This is a genomic window from Streptococcus sp. DD10 (genome assembly GCF_001578805.1).
In the GTDB taxonomy this organism is placed as follows: domain Bacteria; phylum Bacillota; class Bacilli; order Lactobacillales; family Streptococcaceae; genus Streptococcus.
Genome location: NZ_KQ969157.1, coordinates 557523 through 576002 on the forward strand (window position 1 = coordinate 557523; position 18480 = coordinate 576002).

Genomic DNA, 18480 nt, shown 5'->3' on the forward strand with positions numbered 1-18480 from the left:
AAAAACTTTTATTTTACCATTGCACTCAAAACTCCCTCATCTGAAATGGTGTCTGAGATAAAGGAGCCGTTACTGGTTCGCTCGGATAAATTCAAATCTTGCAAGCGAGTTTCCAGGATGTTGCCCTTCGTTGATTGTACAACTAGCCGTTGTTCCGTCTCGGTCACCTCAGTCGAAAAGAGGTCGTCGACGACTACTGACTCAGCAACTGCGCCGGCTAGAAAGACCCGATGAGGCTTGTTTTTTAGTTCACGAAGGACTTGCAATCCACGACCAGCTCGTTTAGCCTGTGGAATCTCACTAATTGCAACCCGTTTGAGACTTCCTCGCTGGGTCAAGAGATAGAAGGATGAGGTGTTCGCAACAAAGGCAACCTGGACCACATCTTCTGCTTTCAAGTTCATAGCCTTGACGCCCGCCGCCTTGGCACCGACAACCGGAACCTCTTCAATATTGAATCGAAGGGCATAACCATTGCGGCTAATCAAAAGAACATCATCCAGTAGAACTGGAGCGACAGCTACTACTTGATCAGACTCATCCTTTAATTTAGCAAATTTAATCGATTTGGATTTGTAGGTTCGCCATGGAGCAAATTCTTTCCGTTCTACACGCTTGATTTGACCGAGACGAGTAGCTGCAAAGTAGGTTGTCGCATCCTCAAATTGATCCAGGACTTCAACATAGAGGACTTCTTCGTTTGTTTCAAAATTGGTAATGGTTTGGCTGAGATGCTCACCGATGTCCTTCCAGCGAATATCTGCCAATTCATGGATGGGGCGATAGATGACATTTCCAAGTGTCGTGAAGATTAAGAGATGCTGAGTGGTCTTGGCGGCTTGTGCAAAGATCAAACGATCATCATCACGTTTGCCAATTTCTTCCAGAGTGGATGCCGCAAAGGAACGTGGGCTGGTACGCTTGATATAGCCTGCCTTGGTTACACTGACATAAGTTTCCTCTTCAGCAATCAGGCTGGCACTATCAATCTCAATTACCTTAGCTGTGTCTTGCAATTCACTCAAACGTGCTGTCGCAAACTTCTTCTTGACCTCACGGAGTTCTTTCTTCATGAGATTATACATAGTCCGTTCATCACCGATGATGGCTGCAAGCATGGCAATCTTTTCACGAAGTTCTGCTTCTTCTTCCTGCAAAACAACCACATCGGTATTGGTCAAACGGTAAAGTTGCAAGGTAACGATAGCCTCAGCCTGCTCCTCTGTAAATTCATAGCTGACCTTGAGGTTTTCCTTAGCGTCAGCCTTGTTCTCAGAAGCACGGATAAGAGCAATGACTTCGTCTAAAATCGAAATCACGCGAATCAAACCTTCGACGATATGGAGACGTTTCTCAGCCTTTTCCTTGTCAAAGCGGGAACGCGCTAAAATCACTTCACGGCGGTGGGCAATGTAGCTAGACAAGATTGGCACAATCCCGACCTGACGAGGAGTGAAATTGTCAATCGCCACCATGTTAAAGTTATAGTTAATTTGCAGGTCAGTGTATTTGAAGAGATAGTTGAGGACAAGCTCAGTATTCGCATCTTTCTTAAGTTCAATAGCGATACGAAGACCGTCACGGTCAGACTCATCACGAACCTCAGCAATACCTGCCACCTTGTTATTAACACGAACATCATCGATTTTCTTGACGAGATTGGCCTTATTGATTTCATAAGGAATCTCAGTGATAACGATTTGTTCCTTACCGCCTTTTAGCTGCTCAATCTCAGTTTTCGACCGAACGACCACGCGCCCTTTCCCAGTTTCATAGGCCTTCTTGATTTCGTCACGCCCTTGGATGATGGCTCCTGTAGGGAAGTCTGGACCAGGCAAGAATTCCATCAGCTTATCAACCTTGGCTGTTGGGTGGTCGATCATGTAGACTGTCGCATCGATAACCTCAGCCAAATTATGGGGAGGAATGTCTGTGGCATAACCAGCCGAAATACCAGTCGATCCATTGACCAAGAGGTTTGGAAAGGCTGCTGGCAAAACCGTCGGCTCCTTCTCAGTATCGTCAAAGTTCCAAGCGAAAGGAACTGTCTTTTTCTCGATATCCTGAAGAAGATAACCAGCAATCTCAGACAAACGCGCCTCGGTATAACGCATAGCCGCAGGCGGATCTCCGTCCATAGAACCGTTATTACCGTGCATTTCAACTAGAATCTCACGGTTTTTCCAGTCCTGAGACATACGAACCATGGCATCATAGATGGAAGAATCCCCGTGTGGGTGGAAATTCCCCATGATGTTCCCGACTGACTTGGCCGATTTACGGTAGCTCTTGTCAAAGGTATTGCCATCCTTATTCATGGAATAAAGAATCCGACGCTGAACCGGCTTCAAGCCATCACGAATATCTGGCAAAGCCCGGTCTTGAATAATGTACTTGGAGTAGCGACCAAAGCGCTCTCCCATGATGTCCTCAAGAGACATGTTTTGAATGTTAGACATATAGGGCGTGTTCAACTCCTTTCAAAGAATGTAGAGTAGGTTTTTTAATAAAATAAAGAATGTTTTACAGAAATTAATCTCGTATTCAGTTACTAGAAATAACCAATCGACCCTTTCTGTAGTTTAATGTGTTTAAAATTTATTGCTTCAGTGAGTAATAAGGAATTTTACACAGTATTTAAGGCGTTTTCAACTCCTTTCGAAGAATGAAAAGTAAATATTATGGAAAAAGAAAAAATATAGAGTAAGTGAGTTTCATCCAATTCCCATATCGTCATTTCCACTTGAAATGTCTACTCCACAAATCCTCGTTTATACTTGATATGACTGGCGATATTGCTATCTACATCTTTCTTATCCCAAAGTTGAAGTTCCCATGGATAATAAAAATTACTTTTATTTTTAAAATAGATATGAATACCGACATAGCCATCTTTATCACGTAAATACCAGTTTTTTAGTCCGTACAACTCTTGCCAATCATCTAGTTCTTCCATAACCTGAGCTATCTCTTTGGAACTTAAAATCATACGAGCACCAAAAATATCATTGAGAATGGAATTCACAGGATAACCCTCTTGACGCTCGGAAAAACGTGTAATTTTATCTAAAATAGACTCCGAAGTTTTAACACGATAAACATAGGCAATATCTTGAACATCCGCTTTCATCAGATAGTCATTAATTGACTCATGTAAATTCAGACGATAGGCCAAAATAGCTTTCATCGGAACTTTTGAAAAGGTATGCTTGAGATTGATTTTCTCCACCTTACCCGTTTCAAAATAATCTTTAGAATATTCTCGATGAATACGATTAATCTCTGTAATGAGGCGTTCCACTTTTTCAATCATGAGTCTTCTCCTCTCGCTTTTTCATTTTTCCAATTATTCCCAAACTTCTTCACTCTTTCCTCAGCATACTCAATCATCTTCTCAGCTACTTATTTATCATAGTCAAATCCCATTTTTTGAACAAGGTACTGAGCCTCTTGATGGAAAAGTTTCATTGTAGCGTACAAAGATTGGGTGAGTTTTTCTATACTTGAAAAATTAAGCAAATCTGAGAGTTCCTTTTCTTTATCAGTGGGTAAATAGTTAAAAAGATACTTATAATTCTTGCCGACGTCTACTGTTCCCTTATCACTTGCTACCTGCCAAGCTAAGACTTTTAATAACTCTTTCTGACAGATTCCATAGAGATGGTCCGTGGCATAAATGACTTGCTTGCGACAGATACCCTTGACCACGTAGGCTGACACTCACCAAAATTCATTGCAGGCTTTTTCAAATTCAACTTGTCCTTTTTAGGGAAAAGCTGCCTAAAAAGGACAGCTAATCCCTAAAAAGGACAGATTTCCTGAACTATCTTGCCACTACTTCCTTAGTCGCAGCAATTTTTTTATCAGCCCAGATAACTAAATCCTTGATAACTAATTTCTCCACTGCTCGAATAAAGTCAGACATAAATGTATAGTCGATTTGTCCATTTTGAATTGGAAGTTGAATCTCTGTTTCTTTTAACCCAATTTTGGTAGCCTTGGCATTATAATTAAATCTCTTCTCAATAACTTTTTTTATTGCAGTCATTAAGTAGAATGCCGTATATTTGTCCAATTTTTCTGATTGTATGTCACTTGTTGCACCATGTCCATCTTTTAGATAAAATGGTGACTCTAAATAGACAATATTTTGATTATTAGAATGAATTAAAATTGTTGGTCTTCCATCTGGATTATTTAGAACCTCTCTTCTCAAACTGTGATAAGAAATAATACCATTATTAATTATTGCCTGTCCATAGAAAGGATATTTATTTTCTCTTTCATCGGATAATTCATCTAATTTTAACGGATTTAACTCTTTAATTCCAGAACACCATTTCAATACATCTTGCAATTTAAAATAAGTATAGTCCTCCGACTCCTCTACTCTACTCTACTCTTAGTATCGGAAAGTTTTGCAAACCTGTCAAGTACTTTTTCATCATTTTTTGTAAGATGGTAATCCCTAAGATTTGTTACAGTTAGGTAAGCCTCGAGCGTCTCGATGCGTTCAGCCTCGAGCGCTTTGATGTAGCTTTCCATATATACAAATGCTATCTCGTTATTTAAAAATGGTAATTCCAGTTCTAATTTTTCAAGACGAGATTTTTGTACGCTAGGTCTATCATTACCTGCCCACATCGGACGTACTTTATTAATAAGAGATGCAATATATAGTTTACTCTCATCAGACATTGTTTTATAGTTTTTACTAGCAAAAATCCCCATGCAGTGTCCTCCGACAATGAAAGGTTCTGTCTGTAAGAAAACTGTTCCTGCATACTCACCATCTTTTGATATTGTCAACTCATGATTATAACTAAAATCGCTATACGAATAAAAATTTATCCCATTTCGAGTTGTCGCTCCAGTAATTGTATTGACCATTCCTTCTTCCTTTACATTAAAACGGTTACGAAGGGACGGCTGATTCCCCGATACAATATCAAATAAATCGGATACTTTATATTCTTTAAACTCTCCCCCAGCTTTGACAAAGTCATCCTCTAACTTTGCGAGTCTGGGGCTTAGGATTTTTTTGAGCTATCTTCTCCCTTACTCTTCAGGAGTTGTTCTACTTCCCAGGATAGGTAGTCAGCAACAGTCTTTTTAAAATCGTCCAAGGTTGGTTTTGTATCAATGATCTGGTGCTGTTCGAAATTCCAATCATTACCCTTGTCAGTGATAAAGTCCTCAATAAAGACAGCCTCCAAATCCCAAAGCTCTTTACTCACTTCCGCTCTCTTTCCAGCCTTATAAATTTTAATCACATCTTGGTAACGCTGGATAGGATTATCAACCTCTGAAATACCTCGCTTAGCACGTTTAAAACCGTCATTTCTAAAGTCAATAAATTTAACCGTCTGGTCATAATCGTGTGCCTCATGCGCCTTAAAGATATAGATAGAAGTCTGGACCCCTGCCATGGGAACAAAAAGATCCACGGGCATTTTGATAGAGGCAAGTAGGGTATGCTTTTTCAAAATAGCTTGAGCTGTCTTTGTTGCCTTACCAGAACCAGCACTATCTTGAATGATAATAGCACCAAGACCGCCACGCTCCATCTTGTCCAAACCATAAGCTATAAAAGGAAGACCATTTTCTTCATAAGAGAAAGGTGGATTCAGCAAAACACGATTAGCTTTAAAATCCGTAAATAAACTCTCAGGACGATTAAAGGCAGAACCTTTTTCAATTCGACTAGACCCATCTCCACGAAGAATCATATTGGTTGTCGCCAAGGTATACATCTCTGCATTTAGTTCTATTCCTAGTAGATTATCTTTCTTGAGCTTTGCAATCTCATTGTTAGCTCGAGAAGTCCCCTTCCCAAAACTGGTATTTGCATGATCTATCATCAACTCCATCGCTGAAATGAGGAAACCAGCTGAACCAGTCGCCAAATCCATAACCTTGCTCTCACTTGTTATCCCCAGAATTTGCGCCATCATTTTGGTAACATAAGGAGGTGTCAGGACAATACCAATTTCTTTTCCATCTCCCAAAGCGTACTTGAGAAATTCAGAGTACATCTCACCCATAATATCGATATGTCCCCCAAAACCATCAATGGATTTGAAAATATTCTCATAGATAAAAGTGAAAATTTGCTTGGTAACAGAATTTTCCTTTTGAGGGAGAAGTTGTGCTACTTCTTTATCATTGGTAGTCAACTCATCACGTTGGCTATCTTTGGAAATTTCTCCGAAAGAAGCCAACATGAGAGTTTTCTTGTCTTCATTGATTTCACGTTCATCTAGGAATGCCTTGATTTGATCAACAACTTTCTTACCATCACGCTTGGTTTCAGACTGCACACCTTTTAAATCGTCAGGTATTAAGCCATCATCAACCTTGTTTCCCTTACAATCTACGATATCCTGCATAGATAATAGCATACCAGACACATAAAGCACCCGTTGAGGAGCTGTGATGTTATGATTGTGCATCAATTTATTGAGCTTTTTAGCATAGCCTTGCAAGGTCGCTTGGCTATCAATCAGAATTTGGTGTTTTTCTTCTTCGCTCAGAACAGCATCTTTGTAGAAGGTCTCAAAGATAGACTCATTTTCCAAAAAATCAAAAGTCGTAACCTTTGATAACTCTTTATAGGCATTAGGAGCAGAACCAAAGACATAATAAACTTTGATAGTCACATTTTCTTCGTTATCACCTGCAACACCAACTGCAACGGCTTCATGATATTTACCGCTATCAATAACTGCCCTCGCATAATGCAAAGCCCCATTCACTGCAAAATCACTAATGGATTTATCATCAAACTTAATACCGTCCTTTGTTTGAGCAACTAGCTTAGATAATTTGAGTTTGTTTTCAATCAAGATAGGAACTTGTTTGTATTTTTCAATATGAAAATCTGGTTTCCCAAAATTAGTCTTAGTTTGCGTCTTAGCAGCTCCCTTAAGCGCCTCTTTGAGATAAGCACTCATAGCAGATTCTTCATTATAATCCTGCAATTTTTTCAAACCAAGATTTTCAAACTGCTTTTTCACATAGTCATTCACATCCGACTCTAATTTCCAGTTTACTAACATATTATTTTCTTTCATTAAAACACTGTCGCTTCTTCCAGCGTAAATTTGACATTATCTTCAATCCACTTACGGCGTGGTTCGACCTTATCTCCCATGAGAACATTGACACGGCGTTCGGCGCGTGCTAGGTCTTCGATTGTAACACGGATAAGGGTACGCGTTTCTGGGTTCATGGTTGTTTCCCAGAGCTGGTCCGCATTCATCTCACCAAGACCTTTGTAGCGTTGGAGGGTAGCGCCTTTGCCGAACTGCTTGCGGAGTTCTTCTAGCTCTCCGTCCGTCCAAGCATAGGCCACTTCTTCTTTCTTGCCTTTCCCTTTGGACATCTTGTAAAGAGGCGGAAGGGCGATATAGACATGGCCTGCCTCAACTAGCGGACGCATGTAGCGATAAAAGAAGGTTAAAAGAAGAGTTTGGATATGGGCACCATCGGTGTCCGCATCGGTCATGATAATGATCTTGTCATAGTTAGCATCTTCAATAGAGAAGTCTGCACCCACACCAGCACCGATGGTATAAATCATGGTATTGATTTCTTCGTTTTTGAGAATATCCGCCATCTTGGCCTTGGCTGTATTGATAACCTTACCTCGAAGGGGCAAGATAGCCTGGAACTTACGGTCACGACCTTGTTTGGCAGAACCACCGGCAGAATCCCCCTCGACTAAGTAGAGTTCGTTCTTTGCTGGATTTTTAGACTGGGCTGGGGTTAATTTACCTGAAAGCAAGCCCTTGTCTTTTTTATTTTTCTTGCCATTTCGGCTCTCATCACGCGCCTTACGTGCCGCCTCACGGGCATCACGCGCCTTGATAGCTTTGCGAATGAGATTGGAAGCCAGTTCCCCATTTTCCATAAGGAAGAAGGTCAACTTATCAGCCACAATCCCATCCACAACTGGACGAGCCAGAGGGCTTCCAAGTTTGTCCTTGGTTTGTCCTTCAAACTGCAGATGCTCCTCTGGAACCAAGATAGAAAGAACAGCAGCTAGCCCTTCCCGGTAATCGGAACCTTCAAGATTTTTATCCTTTTCCTTGAGAAGTCCCGTCTTACGAGCGTAGTCATTCATAACCTTGGTAATGGCTGACTTGAGCCCTGTCTCATGGGTTCCACCGTCCTTGGTACGGACGTTATTGACAAAGGATAGGATGTTATCTGAAAAGCCATCATTGTACTGGAGGGCCACTTCCACTTGAAAACCATTGTCTTCCCCTTCAAAGTAAAGAACTGGTGTCAAGGTTTCCTTGTCCTCATTGAGATAGGAAACAAAGTCCTGAACCCCATTTTCATAGTGAAACTCAACAGCCTCATCTGTCCGTTTGTCCGTCAGAGACAAAGTGACATTTTTTAAGAGAAAGGCTGACTCATTGAGGCGCTCTGAAATGGTATTGTACTTGAAATCAGTCGTAGAAAAAATCGTTGCGTCAGGCATGAAGGTAACTTTGGTACCTGTCTTAGTCTTGGGTGCTGTACCGACCTTTTCAAGAGTTGTAACAGGCTTGCCCCCATTTTCAAATCGTTGTTTATAAACCGTTCCATCACGGGTAATTTCAACTTCTAGCCAACTAGAAAGGGCATTAACAACAGAAGACCCCACCCCGTGGAGACCTCCAGATGTCTTATACCCCCCTTGACCGAATTTCCCTCCGGCATGAAGAATAGTAAAGATAACCTCTACGGTTGGAATTCCCATGGCGTGCATACCAGTCGGCATCCCACGACCGTGGTCCTCTACTGTTAGACTTCCGTCTTTATTGATAGTCACATCAATGCGATCACCAAAGCCAGACAAGGCTTCATCGACTGCATTATCCACGATTTCCCAGACCAGGTGATGAAGACCCGCACCGTCGGTCGAACCGATATACATCCCCGGACGTTTACGAACCGCATCCAACCCCTCTAAAACCTGAATCGCATCATCATTGTAATTGTTTACGTTAATTTCTTTTTTAGCCAAACTAGCCTCCAGAATTTTTCATCCTTTCTATTTTACAGGTTTTTAACAGAATTTGCAAAGTTTTTCTTATTTTTCAGACGTAACAACTTATAAGTAACATTCCATTTCCTATTTCTAAACTTCATGATATAATAGAAATATGATATTTACAATTTTATTACTAATACTAGCTTATCTCCTAGGTTCGATACCATCTGGACTCTGGATTGGACACATTTTCTTTCAAAAAAACCTACGTGAATATGGTTCCGGAAATACAGGAACCACCAATACTTTCCGAATTTTAGGGACTAAGGCAGGAATTGTAACGTTTATCATTGATTTTTTTAAAGGTACACTTGCTGCTCTTCTTCCTTATTTATTCCAAGTACAAGGAATATCTCCTCTTATATTTGGTCTTTTAGCTGTCATTGGGCACACATTCCCTATTTTTGCTGGTTTTAAAGGTGGCAAGGCTGTCGCAACCAGTGCAGGTGTTATCTTTGGTATCGCCCCTCATTTTTGCCTTTTTCTTGCTGCTATCTTTTTTACAACTCTTTATCTCAGTAGCATGATTTCACTCTCAAGTGTCGTAGCAGCCATTTTCGCCATTATTGCGACCTTTCTTTTCCCTGCCTTTGGGTTCCTTCTAGACAGCTACGATTGGTTATTTAGCCTGATTGTGCTCCTATTAGCATCTATTATTATTGTTAGGCACAAAGACAATCTAACGCGTATTCGTCAAAAAAAGAAAATCTGGTCCCTTGGGGCTTGAACTTAACCAAACAACAAAAAAATAGATGTCTGCATCAAGACATCTATTCTGCTCTATAATTTCTATAGTAGGTAAATCCATTATAGATGTTATAGAGCTTTTTGAGTACAACTTATTCGTTGTCATACTCATCTTTTACTTTTTCTTACCAAAGTCCTCAATCATTTGTTCCATTTCCTCACGACTTGGAGTTGTCAACATATAAAGGAAGTCACCTTGCAACTCTGCAAAGGCTGCAGGCATGATTTTCTTAACTTTAAGTTGTTCACGATACTTATCGAAAAGTTCTTCTTCTGAGTAAGCATAGTGTGAGCTTGCACGACGTGAAGTTGCCAAACAGTAAAGTGGCTCAAACTGAGAAGCTGGGAATGGTTCACCAGCAACGATATCCGCATAACCCTTATACAAATCGAAAGAATGAGCATAGTTATAGACGTCGATTGTGAAGCCACCTGCTGGACGATTGTTATATTCAATAGCAATATAATCATCACCATCACGGAAGAACTCAATATGGAAGAAACGTTCCTTCATACCAAATTCTTTGACAATTGCCTCACCATACTTACGTAACTTAGAATCCATTTCCTTAAGAACGTAGTAAGAATTATCCATTTTGTAAATCATTAAGTCAAGTGGTGTGTGGGCATAATCGAAAGTTGTTGAGAAAACAATATTGCCATCATGATCAATCAAACCATCGAAAGTACAGATTTCGCTTGAAGTCACAAATTTTTCAAAGAAATAAACTATTTCATGGTCCCACTCAGCCTTGAAATGATTGATATCATCTTCTGTTTCAAGTTTGAAGGTTGCAGCTGCACCAACCCCATTATCTGGCTTAGCAATCATTGGAAGACCAATTTCTTTCACAGCCTTGTCCACATCTTCGTCGGTTTTAATGACTGCACCAGGCACAACTGGAACTCCAGCTTTTTGGAAGAGCTTCTTCATTTCAGACTTGAATTTAGTCTTCTTAAGGTCTTCTGGTTTGGCACCAAAAACATTGAACTGTTCACGAAGAGCAGCATCCAATTCCAACCAATATTCATTATGAGATTCGATGCGATCAATTGGACCATGTTTGTAGAAAAGAAAGGCTGCCGCACGTTTAACTTCATCCAAATTTTCCAAATTATCTACACGAAAGTACTCAGTCAATGCATCTTTCAAAGGTTGATCCAATTGCTCATAAGGCTCTTGACCAATACCAAGAACGTTAATACCCTTATTTGCAAGTTCAACTGTAAACTGTTGGAAGTTTTGTGGATAGTATGGTGAAATAACAAGATAATTCATACACACCTCCTTATAAATACATCTGACCTAAAAAATAGGGCATTTGTTTACGCCACCATTCCCAATCATGAGCAACATCATGCCCCCATTCTGCAAACCAGGCTGGAATTCCTTTTTGATCAAATGCTTCTTTTAACTTATAGAAAGAAGGAAGTCCATCTTGTTCCCAAGCGCCTAGCCCAGTACATACGATGATTTCAGCTTGACGGTAACGATCAATAAACCAGCCATCATTTTGATTCCAAATATAATCAACAGGAGAATTTTGATAGATTGCTTCATCATTATGATAGTCTCCAACAAAAAATCGTGCATCATAGACACCACTAAGAGCTATAACTTTGTTAAAAACATCTGGATGTTGTAAGAAGAAGTTAAGAGCATGATAAGCTCCCATTGAACAACCCGTTGTCATCATAGGGTCGAACCAACCTGTCTTATGTTTAATAAATGGAATAGCTTCTTCAATAACGTAACGTTCATAAGCTCGATGCATTTCTGCTTGATCGTGCCCCTCCTTCCAAGTCGCTAACCAGCTATCACTATCCACACTTGACAACGTAAAGAACTGTACTCGCCCTTCCTCAATAAAACTAGCACAAGCATCAATCATACCAAAATCATAGTACTCATTATGACTACCACCAGATGAAGCAAAAACAACAACAGGAATTCCTGCATGCCCATAACGGTTAACATACATCTCACGATTCAATTGACCACTCCAATGGTTAAGATGTTCAATATTCATAATTTCCTCTTTTCTAAATTTTATTACCAATTCTGTGCAAAAAATCGTAAACAATCAGGTAAATTTTCAGCCCAAGCTTCTTCATTATGGATGGCCCCTGATTGAATATGGATAGCAATATTAGAAAGTTCCACTCCCCCTCTAATCAAATCATGGTAATAACGAAGTGATGAGTTGATATAAGCTTGCTTAATATTTCCAGCCATCAACGTTTTATCTGTATCATCTGCTTCTTCGGTCCCAACATATATGTAAACTCGTTGATCAGATAACAAATTTTTTCGTTCAATATACCGTTCAAAAGCATCTTGATGCAACCAATTAGCTGATGAAAATATCCCCAGACAACCAACCTGTTCCTGGTATTCCACTCCCATAAACTGTGTTATATTACCACCTAAGGAAGAACCTATCATAGCTGTATACTTTCGTTCTGACTTAGTACGATAATGCTTATCAATAAAGGGTTTAACTACATCCATCACAAATTCTGCGTACTCAACTCCCTTACCACCAAATTGCATACCAGGAATATTAGACTCCTGATATTTCCATGCTGAATACTCATTCATCCGAGCAAGTCCGTCGTTATCAATAGCAACAACAATCATACGACTAATATCTGGATTACGTTTAATCGTGGGAATGATTTTCCAGGAATGTCCACTAAAAGACTCTTTACTATAAAGAACATTCTGACCATCATGAAAATACACGACAGGGTAAGAACGATCCGTATCTGTTTCATAATTCTTTGGCAAAAGTACACGCACACGGCGACTCTGACCTGTGTAGGGGAGCACCAGATCATGCGTTTTCATGTCAAGATAAAAATAAGATTTGTTCATTGTCAGAAAACTCTCTATATTCAAAATTTTATATCATTATACCATAAAAATATAAAAAAGTTAGGAAATGACCTAACTTTTTTATAATATCTTAATTTTTCTTCACTAAATTGTTAAAAAATCTTGCAAATCCTTAAGAGCACGCTCCGCAATTTTTTCGTAACGCTCTTTTTTGTCACGAATACGTGGACCGTCCAACTCTTTGATAATACCAAAGTTAACATTCATTGGTTGGAAATGTTTGCTTTCAGCATGCGTCACATAATATGGAAGACTTCCGATAGCTGTTGTATGAGGGAAAATCACTTCGTCTTCACCTTTAAAGAGACGGGCTGCATTGATTCCTGCAACTAAGCCTGAGGCAGCTGATTCAACATAACCTTCAACCCCAGTCATTTGTCCCGCAAAGAACAAATTAGGGTTTGATTTTGATTGGAAGGTCTGTTTGAGCAAATTTGGCGAATCCATGTACGAGTTGCGGTGCATTACCCCATAACGGACAAATTCAGCATTTTCAAGACCTGGAATCATTTGGAAGACACGCTTTTGCTCTCCCCATTTGAGATGAGTTTGGAAACCAACGATATTATAGAGACTACCAGCCGCATTGTCCTGACGAAGCTGAACAACCGCATAAGGTGTCTTGAAATCGCCGTCACGTGGCCCTTTGTAATCCTCAGGATACTCCAAACCAACCGGTTTCATAGGGCCATAGAGCATTGTCTTGATACCACGTTTAGCCATGACCTCGATAGGCATACACCCTTCGAAATACTTTTCTTTTTCAAAGGAATTCAAAGGAGCTTCTTCAGCTGTTGTCAAAGCCTCATGGAAGACCATGAATTCTTCCTTGGTCATTGGACAATTTAGATAAGCTGCTTCACCCTTGTCATAGCGTGACTTAAGGTAAACCTTGTTCATATCGATAGTCGCTTTATCAACGATTGGTGCAGCGGCATCATAGAAATAGAAGCCATCTCCACCGTTAAGCTCATGAATTTTTTCAGCTAGAGCATCAGAAGTCAATGGTCCTGAGGCAATAACTGTAATGGCATCATCAGGAATTTCTGTGATTTCTTCACGGATAACTTCAATTAATGGATGATTTTCAATCTCAGCTGTTACTGCTTCTGCATAACCTTCACGGTCAACTGCCATGGCACCACCAGCTGGCACACGGTGAGCCTCTCCATTTCGCATAATGATAGAGTCCAAACGACGCATTTCTTCTTTAAGAAGCCCTACAGCATTGGTCAAGCTATCGCCACGGAAAGAATTAGAGCAAACCAATTCTGCAAAATTTGTTGTCTTATGCTGTGGTGTTGCTTTGACCCCACGCATTTCATAAAGTTTTACTGGAATACCACGTTTGGCAATCTGATAAGCCGCCTCAGAACCGGCTAAACCAGCTCCAATCACGTTAATATAAGATAATGACATTTTTGTTCCCTTCGTTCTTCTAAATAAAAATAGCTTCGACTATTATAACAAAATGGGAACAAAAAAGACAAGCAGGAAGAACTCTGAATGCCTTTTTAATGTTTTTATTTATTGAAGCTGAATGTCCTATAATCATGCCGATAATTTTGGGCTATGCAACTGATTCTAATGACTGCTTCTGTATTACTGGGTAGTTTATTAATTTGAAGTATTTGACCAAGTAAGTATTGAAAATTAGAGTCTATCCAGTTATCAATATTTTTACGAACTACTTGTAGATTTTGTTTTCGTACCTGTTCTATATCAATACTAGAAGTCAAACGATTATCTGCAACTCTTTTTAAGAGTATGTCTCGATTACGAACTAGCACATTTTCATCTAGAACGTTAACTCTACTCGGGTCTTAGTCCTTTATTAACGGAATTAGTTCTTTTACATCCGTCTTCAACATGGTCTCTTCCTTATCCATGATGGAAATCTGCACTTCTTCCGAGCCTTTTCTACCATGAATATCAATATATCTAATATCAATATTTGTCTTCATTTGCTCCTAATTTAAAGTAAACTACCTAACGTTACTTCACTTTTTCTTCTTCGTAGTCTCCATTACTGCAAACCACCTGCTTGCCTCCGCCACGAACTTTTTTCTCCATTAGGAAGCTACCACACTTCGGACAACTTCTCCCAACTGGTTTCTCCCAAGAAGTGAATTCACAGTCAGGATAACGATTGCACCCATAAAAGAGACGATTCCGCTTCGTTTTCCTCTCAATAATTTGACCTTGATGGCAGGATGGACATTCAACCCCAATTTCTTTCACAATGGCTTGCGTATGACGACAATCAGGGAAATTACTACATGCGTAAAATTTACCAAATCGACCAAGTTTAATCACCATTGGTTGACCACAGACCTCACAATCAAAACCTGCTGGCTCATCCTTGATTTGGATTTTCTCCATCTCCTCCTCTGCTTTAGCAACTTCTTTAGAAAATGGTCGATAAAACTCATCAATAACCCGTTGCCACTGTTCTTTTCCGACTTCGACATCATCGAGTTTTCCTTCCATTTCTGCCGTAAAAGTCACATTAACAATATCTGGGAAAAATTCCACAATTAGTTTATTAACAATTTCACCTAACTCAGTAGGCTCAAAACGTTTTGCTGCTAAACGGACATAATAGCGTTTCTGAATCGTTTCAATCGTCGGAGCATAAGTAGACGGACGACCAACTCCATTTTCTTCTAACGTCTTAATGAGAGTAGCTTCAGAATAACGAGCAGGTGGCTGGGTAAAATGTTGCTCTGGTTTACTAGCAACTTGCTTAACCACATCTCCTACTGCCATTTCTGGAAGCATTTTATTTTTATCAGAATCGTTGTAAATAGCCAAATACCCATCAAATTTCACCTGACTACCGTTCGCTGTAAAAACGACCCCATTTTGAGACAACTTAACTGACATCGTATCAAAAATAGCCGCTGTCATCTGACTCGCCACAAATCGATTCCATATCAGAGTATAGAGCTTTAGCTGATCCTTATCCAAATATTTCGCAATCCGGTCAGGAGTATTAAAAACGCTCGATGGACGAATTGCCTCGTGGGCATCCTGGGCACCTGAGGAATTTCGAACACGACTACCATGTTTAGAATATTTCTCACCAAACTTTTCAGTAATGAAACTTATAGCTTCATTCTGAGCAATCGGACTAATCCGAGTCGAGTCCGTACGCATATAAGTAATCAATCCCTGTACTCCAGAACCAATGTTAATTCCTTCATACAGTTGCTGGGCTATCATCATGGTTTTCCTAGTTCGGAAATTAATCTTATTTGCTGCATCCATCTGCATAGATGACGTTGTATAAGGTAACGGTGCATTTCGCTTGCGTTCTTTTTTATCTACCTGATCAAGTGTAAAATCCTTACTTGTTAGACGACTTAAAACTTCTTTGACCTGCTCATTTGTTGTCAGCTTTATTTTCTTGCCGTCCATTCCATAAAATGCTGCTTGAAATTGCTTCGTTCCCTTTTTAAAAGTAGAATCAATTGTCCAATATTCTTCTGGTTGAAACGCATTGATTTCATTTTCACGATCAATGATGAGTTTTAGTGCCACGGACTGCACACGACCTGCAGATAAGCCCTTTTTTACCTTTTTCCAAAGAATTGGAGAAATCGAATAGCCTACCAAACGATCCAAAACACGACGGGCCTGTTGAGCATCAACCAAATCCATGTCAATCTTACGAGGTTCCTTAAAGGCGTTCTTCACAGCATCCTTAGTAATTTCATTAAATACTACACGATTCTCATCTTCTTTATCCAAATTTAGAATATGTGACAAATGCCAAGAAATTGCCTCACCTTCACGATCCGGGTCACTTGCTAAGTAAACTTTTTTGGCTTTTTTGGCCTCTTTTTTCAAATCATTAATCAGAGGACCTTTACCTCTGATGTTAATATATTGAGGTTCATAGTTATTTTCAAAGTCAATTGACATACTCGACTTTTTTAAATCCCGAATATGGCCAACGCTAGCTACTACCTTGTAATTTCTCCCCAAGTATTTTTCAATAGTTTTTGCTTTGGCGGGAGACTCCACAATGACTAAATTTTTTTTTGTACTTGATTTTTTCTTTGTTTTAGTTGCTGTAACCAACTTTTTCACCTTCTTTAATATTTTAAACGCTATTGAGTTTAACCTATTTTTCAAATGGTGTCAAGAATAAACTTTTCTTATAGGAAAACTTCTTTTCTATTTTTTGAAGAAAAATGTAAAATCCCTGTGTTTGAAAACTTTATATAAAAAAGCAAGCTAAATAGCTTGCTTCATTTATAGATTATTTATCTGCTGAAAGTGCAGCCATCGTAATATAATTGTATGGCTTATTAAAGTGTGGTAAGAAGAACAAATCAGTCAAGGCCAATTTGTCAATAGTAACTTTTTCTTGGATAGCAAGCGAGAACATATGAATCCCCATTGAGATTTCTGAGTTTCGAGATACCATTTGAGCACCAAGAATGACACGACTATCTTTATCAAAAACAATTTTAATTCCTACGTTATGGTTATCGTGTTTGATAAATTCAGGTTTCTGTAAGTCGTTGAAACCAGTTTCAGTAGCATTGAATCCTGCCTTCTTAGCTCGCTCTAAGGTCAAACCAGTTGACACCATGTGCAGTCCATAGATAGAAATCCCATTGGAACCTTGTACACCAATTCCTTCAAGTTCAACTCCACAAGCATTGTAAGCACCAACAATACCAGAACGAACTGCATTTGACGCAAGAGCAATATAACTTGTATCATTAAGTGCATTGTCATAAATTGTGGCACAGTCACCAACTGCATATACACCTGGAATCGACGTTTCTTGGTGTTTATTTACCAAGAAAGCCCCATTTCGGAATAACTCAATCTTACCATCAGCCAAAGCAGTATTTGGACGGAAACCAACTGCAAGAATCACCATATCCACATCAAAGCTTTCCTTGTCTGTCACAATCCGCTCAACTTTACCATCACCTTCGATTGCTTGTACAGTTTGTCCCAATGCAAGTTTAATATGATTATCTTCCAAGTTTTTAGCCATAATATCTGTGAACTCACGATCATAATATCCATTAAGAACTGTATCCACGATATCAATTAAGACCACTTCTTTTCCTAGACGCTCGAAAGCTTCTGCCAGCTCAACACCAATATAACCACCACCAACAACAGCAATACGATTCAAATGTTTACTGCTATCTTTTAGTTTCTCAATCACTACCTCAGCATTTTGGTAAAGTTTTACAAATTGAATATTTTCAAGAGTTGCTTTAAATTCTCGATTTCCTTCTTCTAGCTCAACACCTTTAATTGGTGGAATAATTGGGGTAGAACCAGTAGCAAAAATTAACTTATCATAACTTTCTTTATGTTCTTTTCCTTCTACTTCTGCTGTCACAACTTTATTATCATAGTCGATAGATAGTACAGGGGAGTTCATATATACTTTAGCACCTTTTGCCTCTAATTTCTCTTTATCTGAATAAAAGAGTCCTTCAGGTCCATCAATTTGTTCCCCAATCCACAAGGCCATACCACATCCTAGGAAAGAAATATTTGAGTTTTGGTCAAAAACAACTACCTCATTTGCTGAACCAAAGTTATCTAACATAGTATTGATGGTTGCTGTACCAGCATGGTTTGCACCAACGACAACGATTTTACTCATAGTAAATTCCTACCTTTTATATCATTTCTTAATTTCTTTCATAGTATATCATTTTCTGTTAGCGTTTACAAGAAGAAAGTCCCGAACTTGAAAAAATTTTGAAAAGCATAGCAAGTAAATTGTAAAATTTTATGATTTTTGAGG

The 18480-nt window shown here is 39.3% G+C and carries 12 protein-coding genes and 3 pseudogenes; 2 read left to right on the forward strand and 13 right to left on the reverse strand.

Going from position 1 to position 18480, the window contains the following annotated elements; all coding sequences use genetic code 11:
- Nucleotides 1-8: 8 nt before the first annotated feature.
- From parC to parE, 7 genes and pseudogenes are all read right to left on the reverse strand, one after another.
- Entirely contained in the window at nt 9-2459 is a 2451-nt protein-coding gene (gene parC / locus STRDD10_RS02485; protein WP_067192824.1) for a DNA topoisomerase IV subunit A, read from the reverse strand.
- A gap of 293 nt (nt 2460-2752) precedes the next feature.
- Nucleotides 2753-3313, reverse strand: a complete 561-nt coding sequence (locus STRDD10_RS02490; RefSeq protein ID WP_067192826.1) for a nucleotidyltransferase family protein — start codon at nt 3311-3313, stop codon at nt 2753-2755.
- A gap of 89 nt (nt 3314-3402) precedes the next feature.
- Nucleotides 3403-3759: pseudogene (locus STRDD10_RS02495) on the reverse strand (aminoglycoside 6-adenylyltransferase); the annotation flags it as partial.
- 64 nt (nt 3760-3823) lie between these two features.
- Nucleotides 3824-4366: pseudogene (locus STRDD10_RS02500) on the reverse strand (restriction endonuclease subunit S); the annotation flags it as partial.
- 20 nt (nt 4367-4386) lie between these two features.
- Nucleotides 4387-5037: a restriction endonuclease subunit S gene (locus STRDD10_RS02505; RefSeq protein WP_082782020.1), complete on the reverse strand. Its 651-nt coding sequence runs from the start codon at nt 5035-5037 to the stop codon at nt 4387-4389.
- Entirely contained in the window at nt 5031-7058 is a 2028-nt protein-coding gene (locus STRDD10_RS02510; protein ID WP_067193027.1) for an HsdM family class I SAM-dependent methyltransferase, read from the reverse strand. The genes STRDD10_RS02505 and STRDD10_RS02510 overlap by 7 nt, the downstream gene beginning before the upstream one ends.
- A gap of 14 nt (nt 7059-7072) precedes the next feature.
- Complete coding sequence (gene parE / locus STRDD10_RS02515; protein ID WP_067192832.1) at nt 7073-9016, reverse strand: DNA topoisomerase IV subunit B; 1944 nt, start codon at nt 9014-9016, stop codon at nt 7073-7075.
- A gap of 142 nt (nt 9017-9158) precedes the next feature.
- Here parE and plsY point away from each other — a divergent pair.
- Nucleotides 9159-9829: pseudogene (gene plsY / locus STRDD10_RS02520) on the forward strand (glycerol-3-phosphate 1-O-acyltransferase PlsY).
- A 76-nt stretch (nt 9830-9905) separates the two neighbouring features.
- Here plsY and STRDD10_RS02525 read toward each other — a convergent pair.
- The 5 genes from STRDD10_RS02525 to topA all read right to left on the reverse strand — a co-directional run bounded on the left by STRDD10_RS02525 (nt 9906) and on the right by topA (nt 16775).
- On the reverse strand, nt 9906-11069 hold the full coding sequence (locus tag STRDD10_RS02525; protein ID WP_067192834.1) for an ATP-grasp domain-containing protein: 1164 nt from the start codon (nt 11067-11069) through the stop codon (nt 9906-9908).
- Nucleotides 11070-11079: 10 nt separating this feature from the next.
- Complete coding sequence (locus STRDD10_RS02530; RefSeq protein ID WP_067192835.1) at nt 11080-11820, reverse strand: esterase family protein; 741 nt, start codon at nt 11818-11820, stop codon at nt 11080-11082.
- Between the two features lie 23 nt (nt 11821-11843).
- Nucleotides 11844-12668 (reverse strand): alpha/beta hydrolase, encoded by an 825-nt coding sequence (locus tag STRDD10_RS02535; protein WP_067192837.1) that lies wholly within the window; start codon nt 12666-12668, stop codon nt 11844-11846.
- A gap of 105 nt (nt 12669-12773) precedes the next feature.
- The gene (gene trmFO / locus STRDD10_RS02540) at nt 12774-14108 is read right to left on the reverse strand and encodes a methylenetetrahydrofolate--tRNA-(uracil(54)-C(5))-methyltransferase (FADH(2)-oxidizing) TrmFO (protein ID WP_067192839.1); all 1335 of its coding nucleotides are present in this window, start codon (nt 14106-14108) and stop codon (nt 12774-12776) included.
- 576 nt (nt 14109-14684) lie between these two features.
- Nucleotides 14685-16775, reverse strand: a complete 2091-nt coding sequence (topA, locus tag STRDD10_RS02545) for a type I DNA topoisomerase (protein ID WP_067192840.1) — start codon at nt 16773-16775, stop codon at nt 14685-14687.
- Here topA and STRDD10_RS11730 point away from each other — a divergent pair.
- A complete protein-coding gene (locus STRDD10_RS11730) occupies nt 16720-16845 on the forward strand; it encodes a hypothetical protein (protein WP_269450114.1) in 126 nt (41 codons plus the stop codon). The two genes, topA and STRDD10_RS11730, sit on opposite strands and share 56 nt — an antisense overlap.
- A 111-nt stretch (nt 16846-16956) precedes the next feature.
- On the opposite strand, the gene nox is transcribed toward STRDD10_RS11730, so the two are convergent.
- Nucleotides 16957-18336 (reverse strand): H2O-forming NADH oxidase, encoded by a 1380-nt coding sequence (gene nox / locus STRDD10_RS02550; protein WP_067192842.1) that lies wholly within the window; start codon nt 18334-18336, stop codon nt 16957-16959.
- Nucleotides 18337-18480: the final 144 nt, after the last annotated feature.